Annotated in this window: 11 protein-coding genes and 1 pseudogene; 3 read left to right on the top strand and 9 right to left on the bottom strand. The window is 53.5% G+C overall.

Annotated elements, in window-relative coordinates:
- Positions 1-281: 281 nt before the first annotated feature.
- From PUT78_RS21880 to PUT78_RS21870, 3 genes and pseudogenes are all read right to left on the bottom strand, one after another.
- Positions 282-449 (bottom strand): annotated as a pseudogene (locus PUT78_RS21880) (IS110 family transposase); the annotation flags it as partial.
- Positions 450-650: 201 nt separating this feature from the next.
- Positions 651-956, bottom strand: a complete 306-nt coding sequence (locus PUT78_RS21875; protein WP_274354379.1) for a hypothetical protein — start codon at positions 954-956, stop codon at positions 651-653.
- A 139-nt stretch (positions 957-1,095) separates the two neighbouring features.
- Complete coding sequence (locus PUT78_RS21870) at positions 1,096-1,761, bottom strand: hypothetical protein (RefSeq protein WP_274354378.1); 666 nt, start codon at positions 1,759-1,761, stop codon at positions 1,096-1,098.
- Between PUT78_RS21870 and PUT78_RS21865 the strand changes: the two genes are divergently transcribed.
- Positions 1,738-2,247, top strand: a complete 510-nt coding sequence (locus tag PUT78_RS21865) for a prepilin peptidase (RefSeq protein ID WP_274354377.1) — start codon at positions 1,738-1,740, stop codon at positions 2,245-2,247. The genes PUT78_RS21870 and PUT78_RS21865 overlap by 24 nt on opposite strands.
- Before the next feature lie 3 nt (positions 2,248-2,250).
- The gene (gene gspG / locus PUT78_RS21860; RefSeq protein WP_274354376.1) at positions 2,251-2,688 is read left to right on the top strand and encodes a type II secretion system major pseudopilin GspG; all 438 of its coding nucleotides are present in this window, start codon (positions 2,251-2,253) and stop codon (positions 2,686-2,688) included.
- 574 nt (positions 2,689-3,262) lie between these two features.
- Here the strand turns inward: gspG and PUT78_RS21855 are convergent.
- The 6 genes from PUT78_RS21855 to PUT78_RS21830 form a co-directional block, all read right to left on the bottom strand.
- Entirely contained in the window at positions 3,263-3,667 is a 405-nt protein-coding gene (locus PUT78_RS21855; RefSeq protein ID WP_274354375.1) for a hypothetical protein, read from the bottom strand.
- Positions 3,651-4,859, bottom strand: a complete 1,209-nt coding sequence (locus PUT78_RS21850) for a type II secretion system F family protein (protein WP_274354374.1) — start codon at positions 4,857-4,859, stop codon at positions 3,651-3,653. The genes PUT78_RS21855 and PUT78_RS21850 overlap by 17 nt, the downstream gene beginning before the upstream one ends.
- A gap of 7 nt (positions 4,860-4,866) precedes the next feature.
- A complete protein-coding gene (gene gspD, locus PUT78_RS21845; RefSeq protein WP_274354373.1) occupies positions 4,867-6,681 on the bottom strand; it encodes a type II secretion system secretin GspD in 1,815 nt (604 codons plus the stop codon).
- A gap of 215 nt (positions 6,682-6,896) precedes the next feature.
- Complete coding sequence (locus tag PUT78_RS21840; RefSeq protein ID WP_274354372.1) at positions 6,897-7,460, bottom strand: hypothetical protein; 564 nt, start codon at positions 7,458-7,460, stop codon at positions 6,897-6,899.
- A gap of 13 nt (positions 7,461-7,473) precedes the next feature.
- Positions 7,474-7,998, bottom strand: coding sequence for a hypothetical protein (locus PUT78_RS21835; RefSeq protein WP_274354371.1), 525 nt, complete (start codon positions 7,996-7,998; stop codon positions 7,474-7,476).
- Positions 7,995-8,963 (bottom strand): PilN domain-containing protein, encoded by a 969-nt coding sequence (locus PUT78_RS21830; RefSeq protein WP_274354370.1) that lies wholly within the window; start codon positions 8,961-8,963, stop codon positions 7,995-7,997. Before PUT78_RS21830 ends, PUT78_RS21835 begins: the two co-directional genes overlap by 4 nt.
- Before the next feature lie 133 nt (positions 8,964-9,096).
- On the opposite strand from PUT78_RS21830, the gene PUT78_RS21825 reads away from it, so the two are divergent.
- Positions 9,097-10,500, top strand: coding sequence for a GspE/PulE family protein (locus tag PUT78_RS21825; protein WP_274354369.1), 1,404 nt, complete (start codon positions 9,097-9,099; stop codon positions 10,498-10,500).
- Positions 10,501-10,887 lie beyond the last annotated feature (387 nt).

Genomic DNA, 10,887 nt, shown 5'->3' with positions numbered 1-10,887 from the left:
ACTCATCTGACCAGAAAAAAGAACAGCCAGAAGCACTGCACCCAACGCACGGAAAATGAATTTCATGATATACCCGTCTGATTCTGAAACAGAATTACCATCTCAACTACTTCACATTCTTGTCAACACTCAATTACCTCTCCGGGTGAACCAAAACTACAATACTTCAGATGAGGCATGCGTCCGATCTGGCTGGTGCTGCCTCATTCAGCCGCCCTTCATCAATACAAACCAGATCATGTTAACCTGTCGCATGAGTGAACATCCGGGGAACGCCTAAGGGCGCAGGCTTCCATGGCAACAATGCACTTCGAGTGTTGGGCAATGAATGCCAGCATCTGAGCCCGCAAAAGCTTCTTGCGGAACACGACAGATCCATCGCCGCGCGCGCCGTGCAAATGAAAAACGCGCTTTGCCAGATCAATCCCGATGATGATAACCTCGGACATGGAAGCTCTCGATGTGGCCGTCACCTTGTTTGGAACCCACGTAGCGGAAACCATCTTGGCCAGCGTTCATGTGTGAGCGCACCAACAGGCCGGACATATGAACGCAAGCGATCTGATCAAAATCATCGAAGAGTTCTTGCGAGGAGGGGGCCGTCCACATATGGCACATTGCGATGCAGTCGGGAGGGGGCATCCATGCCATCAACAGTGTCGATCTGGATTGCCGATCAGCACCATTACGATGCCGACGCTCCAATTATCGGGCAAGATCACGTGTTGGAAGAGACGCTGCAGGAGACGGTAGGTCGAAGCAACCTCGGCGCAAGTTGGTCTCTCTGAAGCAATGCGGGTCAGATTGACAGTGCGGGCGCTGATCATCCCAAGCACGAGCAGGCAGAGTGTTTCAATGCGTGACTTGTCCAACTGCACATATGGGGTTAACGTCTTCTGTAAATCGGCGAGAGCAAAACTGGTTATGGACAAAATCCTTGCAGGGAAAGAGTCCATGCTCGAGAATCTATCTCGCAGGTCGATTCCAGCCCCAAAATTCACAAAATGTTCCCCGTGTCGTGTAGTATGGGGCGTCCCGCTGAACGGCTGGTACACCGGCTGGGCACGCTGCTGATGGGTGGCGATCGCCGGGTTCTCATTGTCGCATGATTCGCACGCCTAAAACCTGCGGCTGGCCATCCAGCACAAGGTATGGCGGCAAACTGCTTAAGCGGGTGCGCAGGGGCTCTGGCGCATGATGCGGGTTGATCCGTGCCGCCCGACCTGATTGAGTGACCATGTGCGGTGGGTGGGCCGGCACGCGCAGCTGAGCCAATGACATCTCCAGCCGGGGCAAGTGCTGCCCGGCGCCGAGGGCGCGTATCAGAACATCACGCCGAGATAAGAAGTCGGGAATATCGGGGAAGGCAACTGCCAAAAGCTCAGGTCGGGCCAGATAAAGGTGCGGCAACCCTGCCTGATCCTGAAGATAGACCTGCCAGTCCATTTCGTCTTGCCGTAGCACAAAGCCCGATGCGTCCAGAGGGAATCGAATATCTGCAGGAGTGTCCTGTACTATCGCAATCGCCACTATGCCGCGCAGTCGCTCGTGGATCGCATCACGTGCGATGTCCTCTCGGATGTCTTGTGTCAGTCGGGTCAATAACCTTTGGTTGTTCAGCGCGCGTGACTGGATGGAAACAACAAGAGATATCAGGAGCAGGGCAATAAAGAGGGTTGAAATAAGAATGAAGCCGTGGCTAGGGTCACGACCGGATTTGTGGGGGGGTAAAATGCGTTGACGTTTGACAAGACGTTGCATCTGGTTCTGGGACTTTATGTTGTGACGGCCATCGTGTTGTTGCCGGAGAAAGCATATGACAAAATTGCCTCCGTCGTTCTGCTCCCGGTGTTTGCAGCTCTTAGTGTGATCGATTTGCGCCGCCATGTCATCCCCGACTGGGCCTCTGCAACGGTTGCGGTGATAGGTTTGGGGCATGGCCATCTTTCAGGAAACCTGGATGGTACGACGCTGATATTTGCCGCAGGGGTTTTGGTAGTTCTTTGGGCCGGAAGCGAGGCATATTGGCGACTGAGGCAGAGAGAAGCCTTGGGTTTGGGGGACGTGAAGTTACTTGCGGCGTCCAGCATTTTACTCGGACAGGAAGCATTCTGGTTTGGAGTAATGCTCGCTTGCGTCGGGGGCATCGTTGCTGGGCTTTTATCAGGCTCGACGAGAGGCAGCGGCATTCCCTTCGGCCCCTTCATCGCATATGGTGTGTTTCTGACGTTTCTGATCTGGAGTTGACATATGGGCAGATATCGTTGCGGTCTGATCAGGCGTAACCCACAAGCTGGACTTTCACTGCTTGAGGTAATGGTCGTGCTTGCGGTCATCGTATTGATTGCAGGTTTCGCGACACCGAGATTGATGGAAAACTTCGGGCGTGCGAAATCACGGGTAGCTGTGGTCCAGATCGAGAATATCCGTTCCGCGGTTCAGCTTTTCCAACTGGACACCGGTCGTGTTCCCAGTGAAGCTGAGGGGCTGGGTGCCCTGCTATCAGCCCCTCAGGGTTTGCCCAACTGGCAGGGCCCCTACGTTGATTCAACGGATGCTTTGCTTGACCCATGGCAGCGCCCATGGATTTACCGATCTCCCGCCGGAGACAGGGCGTTTTCCATCACAAGCTACGGCCGTGATGGACGTCCAGGCGGAACCAATGAGGATCGTGATATCTCGCGCTGATAGAATGCCTTGCCAGGACGTATGCTTAATACAGGAACAAGTGTTGCTGCACTGTCAGGTTCGATCCTGACAAGCGTGGGTAATTGCGCGGAGCCGGGCCATTGATCGTGCCATGCGGCCGGATCTCCCAGCCGATGACTACCCCAGTACCGGATATGATAGCCGACATTTTCGGGCAACCATGCCAAACGTTTCTCGAACGGAGAACTGTCCGCTGAAAGGCGTCCTAAAACAGAAAGAGACCCATCCGTGCCAAGTGTGACTAATGTCGCCTCTCCAGGCCAGAACTCTGAAGACGGCGCGACAGCAAGAAACCGAAATGTTTGGTTCGTCCCTTCGAACACTGGGCGGTCGTCGCCGGGCATAGATCTGTCTAACGCGTGTTCCAACCAGTTTCTGAAGTCACGCCTCGCGAGCGCAAGCGCCACATCGTCCTGAATGCCCCCGGCTCGTTCGTAAAACCGGACCCCAAGGCCCAGGCCGCTTGATACCAGAACGGCAATGAAGGCCATTATAAGCAAGGCAATCATGGTTTCGAGCAACGAAACTCCCGAGCTTGTGTGTCTTTTTTTGTTCATCGAGCCACCGCCTTGAAGGTAGAGCTTCGGAAGCGTTGCTGTGGTCGGGTCCGGTGCCAAACTTCAATTTGAATCTCGTGCAATTCCATCACGTCATCAAGCGGTGTCGGGCCGTCCGGCCGCGCGGCCTGTGTCGCGATATTCCAGTTCCAGCCTTGCGCATTCTCCCCACGCACGCCAGCGAGTGGGCGCACGGTTCTGTATTCTTCAAGTATAGACAGGGCAAGCTCAGATAGGTAAAGCTGTTGCAACCTTTCAACTTGTCGCGACTGCATATTGGTCAGCAACGGGTAGGATATAGTAACAATGAGGGTAATGAGCGCGAAAGCGAACAATGCCTCAAGCAGACTAATCCCAGCATTTTTGTATCTGTTACAACGCAAATCAGAAGGCAAGATCATTGACGGACAAGACAGTACCCATGATAGACGCGACCAGTAATGCAATTGTGCCTCCTATTATGAGCGTCAAGACTGGTGTCAGCAGAGCCATTGCCTGTTGCAAACGTTTTTCCACCAGATTGCCGAGTGACTCGCAAATACTGTCAAGAATTGAGGAAAGCGTATTGGTTTCTTCCCCGATTCTAAACAATTCAAGCACAATTGGTGGAATATCACGCGAATTGCTAAAAGCAGCTTGCGCTGTTTCTCCAGCCTGGAGGTTCTCAGCGGCGGCCTGAAAAGTTAGTGAGAATGTCGAAGTAGGAAAGATCGTTGCTGTTCGAGCTAAAGCGACTGCCATGGGGACCCCAGCAGTGAGCATCACTTGCAGTGCGCGCATCATCACCGATAGGGTGGATGCCTTCACCAATGGCCCGATCACCGGAAGTCGCAATACTGTGCGATCTGCAAGGTTCCGCATGGCATCGACGCGCGACAGATAATATAGTGACATTATACCAACGGCCATGGCAATCGGTAGAATTCCTTGGTGCCACAGATCGCCAATGCGTCCGAATATTGTGATCGACGCGGGGACGGGCCGCGACACTGACTCGAAGATTGTTTCAAGCCGGGGAGCCAGGAACAGTGCCATGAACAAGATCAGCAGCAGGGCACCGATGAGCAGAATTGCTGGGTATATCATCGCGGATTTTATCTGCGCCCTGTATTTGTCCTGTGTCCGCAAGAGCCTCGCCAGCATGGGGTATTGGGCCCCGATTGCGCCAAAATCCTCACCCACCGCTGCTAGAATAGAAAACAACGGCGAAAACCCACGCGACGCGTTTTCCATACTGAAGGCAAAGGTGTTACCTTCCGCTAGCAGTAGCGAGACGCGGTGAAAATGTGCGCGAACCGAAGGATCAGCCGCAGTTTCGGCAATAATCTCAACTGCACGTGGTGCAGGAATTCCAGCGCTGAACATCGCTGACAACTGCTCTGCAGTCTCGGCCTGAGCCTCGGCTGCGATCTGTTTCGCTTTCCATGACCTCAGGAGAACAGGCTCATTAATCGACGAGACCTGCTTGAGTTCGGTCAAGGTCATACCGAGGGTCACGATCTGGGCGTAGGCACTGGCCTCTGTCTCTGCCGATACTTCGCCGGTTTCGTAATCGCCCTGTTGCGTATATCCTTTGAATCGGAATTTTAGCATTGCGGCTTTACTGCAGAAAGTCCTGCAACCTATGCCGTCCACTTCCCAGCCCCGTCTGCAGAAGACCGTCAGCCTGGCTAAGTCGCCCACGCCAATATTGGGTCGCAGCCGCGGCCTCAGAGCCATCTCTGATGACCAGAGGACGGATCAGAATAAGTAATTCGGTGCGTCCTTTATTGCCGCTTCTGTTTCGAAACAGGTTTCCCACAACCGGGATTCGTCCAAGGCCAGGAACCTCACTTCTTGAATCGCTGTCCCTTTCTTGTACAAGCCCTCCAAGCGCAAGTGTCTGTCCATCGGCAAGTGAAACACTGGTCTGCACCCTTCGTTGTCTGATTGTCGGGCTATCAATGCCGGAAGTGCGGTTGAGTGCAACTTCGCTGACTTCCTGACTTATGTCCAGAAGTACGCGCCCTCCCGTCCCGACACGCGGCCTTACACGCAGGATGATACCAGTGTCACGATAGTCGATCTGCGTAAGAACCGGAGCATTTGGCGCGTTTCCTGAAGTTGAGTTCTGCAGTGCAACAGGCACCTGATCACCGATTTGCAAGACTCCTTCCTTATTGTCGAGGACCATAAGGGTGGGTGACGAAATAACCTTCACATCCGTCACCCCGGCAAGGGCGGAGAGTGCGATATTCACGTCATTCCCCCCCAGGATTGCAGTGAAACCCGGATAGGTCCCTGCAGTGCTTCCGCTGGCGAGATCTGAAAACCTTATGTTGAAATTCCGCGATTCAAAGAACCATCTTGTCCCGACGGAGACTTCGTCATTGAGTGTCACTTCTGCAATCGTAGCCTCTAGCAAAACTTGTCTCATTGCGCTGTCGAGAGATCGAAGCAGGGTGGTGACTTGTTCATGCTCACTGCTGTCGCCCATGACAACAAGCGCATTGCGGCTATCGTCCGCAGCAACACGTAGTGCCTTTCCCCCTTCATCCCCGGATCCTCCGCCAGTCAGAAGCTCATTCAGGATCGGTGCCACTTCCTCCGCACTCCGGTTTTGCAACTGATAGGTGGCAAGGTATGACGAAGCGCTTGCTGCTGCCTGATCGAGATTACGTATCCAGCGCCGTGCCCTATCGATATAAGCAGCGCGCGAAGAGATGACCAGCACAGACCCAAGCCTAGGGTTTGGAATGAACTCGACAACCCCATCCAGCATGCCTCCTTCTTCGGAGCTAAAGATGCTTTTGAGTTCCAGCACTATCTGTTCCGGATCGGCTGCCCTTAACTGCACGAGTGCAACAGATTTTCCTGACAAAACGTCGACATCAAACAGATTCATTGCATCAAGAGCAGATTCAATCATCGTTGCAGAGCCAGAGAGAAGCAGCATGTTCCTGCGTTGTTCAGCAACAACCTTCAGCCCTTGTTCAGTCAATGGCGCCAGAAGGTTTACCATCTCGCTAGCGGAAACATAGCTTAAAGGAGCAACAACGATGTTTGATCCGCTCACACCATCGGATCCCGCAACACGAAACATCCTGTTACCTGACGTTCCCGACACGATCCTGACGACATTACCTTCCTTGCGCAATTGCGCACCATTTGCTTCCAGAGCTGCTTCAAAGAGCTCCAGCAGGGCGCTGGTCGGTATCGGACCTGTTGTCTGGAGTGTGATCCGCCCCTGAACATCATTGTGTATCACGAAATTCAAACCGAGCGTTTCGGACAGGACTGCCTGTGCCGCCGCTTCGACCGAGGCGTTTACAAGTGAAAGCTGAACAGTCTCTCCATCCTGAGGCACCACTATGGCCCGGGCGTTGGCCGATCCTCCCATGCCTTCACCGAGGAACAAATCCGTTCCGCGTTGCATGCCACCAGGCGCAACGCCCGTCACAATACCTTGAGATCGGGTGCGGGACGAGCTCTCTGAACCTCTCGAGCGATCTGAACCGAACATGCCCGAGCTTGTAGCCGGAGGAAGCGCATCGCAAGCTGACGCAACCAGCATAACGAACAGTAGGCCCGAAAGGCCTCGACTCCCAGCCTGCATGATAATACCCGTTTTTTGTTAACTGCTCTTTTTCGTTACGGTACAATATCCGAATCGCGTTTGATAGTCCTCACCTCACCACCCAACTCCAAGACAATCTGGTTCTGTGTCATTTCTACCAGTGTCCAGTCGCTGATTTTCTCCCCCGCCGCAAACCAACGTTCTTCGCCAGTGGCCTGGTTTCGGATCAATACCCTGCGTGTATCACCAAAACGCCAATAGCCACTCAGGAGGAGTGGGGGCGGTGGGGAATTAACATTTTCTTCGAAATGTGTTTCAGTAGCGAAAGTCGGCGCGACAAGATCAGGCCCGGTAGTGAAAGGTATAACCTCCTCATGTGTTTCCGGATCAGGGGAGATTGGTTCAGGCCCTTTTCGTCCTTCCGCGAGAAGCGGGTTCAATGCAAAGTTTCTGACTGCTTCGCCCGGATCCAGGACAGGTCGCCTTGCAGGAGTTGCAAGGTGGGCTGGCGTATTCGTCGGTTGGGCAGATAGAGCAACCGGAGCAGACTCTTTAACAGGCGGACTGCTTTGCAAAAGTATCGCCCCTGTAGCTCCTATCAATGCCGCAAAAAAACCGAGCGGGGGCAGACGGCTCATCACAACCTCATAATTAATGTGTCAAAACGAGCAACCGTAGCCGCACGCTCAGGCGGGCAACAGTGTCGTAGGGATCCCTCGGATAGGGGCGTAACCATAACTCGGCGATCGAGAATTGGGGTTCATGGTCTTCGATCAAATTCAGAAGCGTAACCAGCTCCTCATGCCCACCTTCCAGCTCAAGTCCATAGGTCATCTCGGCTAAGGGTTGGTTACTGTCCAGTCGTCCTGTTCCAAAGTTTAAAACCGTCATCCTGGAGAGACTAGCGATATCGAGCAAGGTTTGCTGCAGTTCCAGCTCAATTTCGGCAGTGTCAGAGCCTTTCCAGACCAGATAATCGGGTACAGTAAGTGAGCGGTCACCTTGCAGTGTTTCCGCTGCTGAGGCTAACAACCTTTCCTCCTGCTCGCGCGCTCGGTCAAGTTCAGCTGTCAGTCGCGCTACCCCGCTGTATCCCCGGGTACCTACAACCGTGGCAAGAAGAAAGGCAGCGAAAGCAATGGCGGCCAAGCCCCCGAGATAAAGCAACCTGTTCATCGGTCATACCCGTTTGGGAGATATCGCAATCTTAAGTCGAAGCGTTTTTGCCCGGTATGTGATTCCTCTGATACCGGCCCCTCAAGACGTACATCGCTAACCCAGTCGAGCGCCTGAAGGCTCCGGATAACGCTCATGACGTCAGCTGTGCTAAACCCGGACAAGCGTATACTGTCTGACAAGACTGACAGCTCTGAAAGCCAGACACCCTCTGGCAAATCACGACCCATTGCGGACAAAAGAGTTAACGGTCTCGACTGTGCATTGAATTTCCTGATCTGATCGTTGACGATATCCTCATGCGCGTTGCGCTCTCCCATTCTGGACTGCGCGTCTTCGATGCGTGATTGAAGCGCGGCTATCCTTGATTGCCTCGCCTCAAGCTCATGCTCCAATCCAGACATCCGCATGCCAAGGAAAATTGCATGACCCGTCGCCAGAATCGTGATCAACAAGAACGAAGCGCCCGCCCAAAAGCGCTTGTTCCCTTGCGATTTCGGCTCGCTGTCCCAGAGTGGAGTCTCGGCGCCTTCCACACTAATTCTTCGGGGTTTAATTCCTGCCTGTCTTGCTTGCTCGATAACTGCGTCCAGAAATTCCTGCTTGTAAATCAGAACCTGGTAAGTATCAAAATTACCTTCTGATGGAACCCGGAGATGTGTCCAGCGCAGTGCTCGCCCTTGCATCGGCAGGGTGGTTTTCAACTTCAGACCAATCGCATCATACGCCTTATTTCGTACAGCGACGGGCAGGGTTATTTCTTTCTCGAGGGCAAGAGACCGGTCAAGCAGGAGCACAACGTTTTTCGAGCCGCCCCTGAAAGTCAGGTGATCTAACGGAAGCCGTTTGATCACAACGTGCCGAAGTGCAAACTCTGGCCCCCCGGGCCGAAACATGCCCAGAACCCCCTCCAGAAATGAGTTGAGATTGCTTGCATGTCGCAATTGCCGCGCCAGGTTCATCATTTTTCAAAGCACCCTCACCCAAAAGTCGTGGCAACACGCTGAGTTTGCGCCTAGTGTTGTTCCAGGCCCAAGTTAAATTCAATCAGAAAACGAACTCTTCATCTTGTCCACCCCAAAGCGTCCAACGGATTCCTTGCTGTCAGCGCTTGTCGCTGCGGGTCGTCTTGACCAATCAAGTGCAGCACGGACATACCTACTTGCCGAACAACAAAATGTTCCCACTGACCGCCTTCTGTTGAGGTTAGGTCTGGTTGAGGAACCTGATCTGATCGCATCAATCGCCGAACTTAACGGCTTCGACGTGCTGAACAATACTGACCACGCGATCGATCAGGACGCGTTGAGGAAGCTCGGGGCAGACTATTGGGCATCCCAGCTTGTTGTTCCATTGGCGAGTGGAAACCCTGAACTTCCTGTCGTCATGGCCGATCCGCTCAATGTACTATTGCAGCGAGAGTTGGCGTTTCACCTGGAGCGATCAATCCGTGTTATTGCGGCAACCACTCAACAGATCAGGGCATTGCTGGCGCAAAATCCCACTGACAAGCTGGAGCAAGATCCAACGGAGAGATTGACGGAGCGTGACGCGGCACAGCTCCGAAAAGCCGGCGTGGATGGACCTGTTATTCGCTTCGTTCAAGAGACACTTGCGGATGCAGTCCTGCGTGGTGCGTCCGACATTCATGTAGAAACCACTGAGGACAGCTATACCGTGCGTTATCGGCTGAACGGTGTCCTTGTGCAGCAGCGAGGTTTGCCAACACTGAACCCTCTCGCTATTTCAGCTCGTCTGAAGGTAATGGCTGGCCTCAATGTGGCCGAGCGGCGCTTGCCGCAGGATGGAAGATTTCAGACGATCGTAGCGGGTAGACGGGTAGATTTTCGTTTTTCCTCTCTTCCAACTCAACTGGGAGAAAGTATTGTTGCCCGTGTTCTCGACCCCAAGGCGCTTAGGCTCGGGTGGGACAAGCTTGGGTTCGATACGGAAATAATTTCCTGGGTGCAGAAAATTCTTGATCTCCCGAGCGGCCTGTTTCTTGTCACCGGCCCCACAGGCTCGGGTAAGACAACAACACTTTATACTGCCCTCAGCTATTTGAACACGCCGTCCCGCAAGATTGTCACTGTCGAAGATCCGGTAGAGTACAACTTGGCTGGCGTTCAGCAAATCCAGGTCCACGACGAAATTGGATTGAGTTTCGCACGCATCCTGCGAGGCGTGCTGCGGCATGACCCAAACGTTATCATGGTCGGCGAAATCCGAGATTCAGATACGGCGGAAATCGCCATTCGCGCCGCTCAGGTTGGCAGGCTTGTTCTTTCCACCTTGCACACAAATTCTGCTGCGGGAGCGTTGAACCGTTTGGTAGATTTGGGATCACCCGAGTTTCTGGTGCGTGATGTTCTGCGTGGCGTTCTTGGGCAGGAACTTCAACTCACCTCTTGCAGAAGTTGTTCGGGGAAGGGCTGCGTCGAATGCGGTGGCACCGGTGTTGGAGAGCGCCGTCTTCAAGTCCAGCGCTGGCAAGGAGACTGACCTTATTGGTTGGTGAGCCAATCCGCGTGTTCCTGCCAACCTTTCTGGCACATTACGGTGCCACCAGGTGCGGACAGGTCAATCGCTTCAGTTCAATGTCTGGGAAGACTCTGAAGTATTGTAGTTTTGGTTCACCCGGAGAGGTAATTGAGTGTTGACAAGAATGTGAAGTAGTTGAGATGGTAATTCTGTTTCAGAATCAGACGGGTATATCATGAAATTCATTTTCCGTGCGTTGGGTGCAGTGCTTCTGGCTGTTCTTTTTTCTGGTCAGATGAGCGCGGATACGCCCGATCCGTCCACACCGCCGCAAGACCCTCACAACACATTCTTTGAGAGCCACCGGATTGGCAGTGATGGTGCCTATCGCACGTCGGTTGACATCAA

The sequence above is a fragment of the Roseinatronobacter alkalisoli genome (assembly GCF_028745735.1).
GTDB classification, from domain to species: Bacteria; Pseudomonadota; Alphaproteobacteria; order Rhodobacterales; family Rhodobacteraceae; genus Roseinatronobacter; species Roseinatronobacter alkalisoli.
This window is presented reverse-complemented; position numbering and strand designations above follow the sequence as displayed.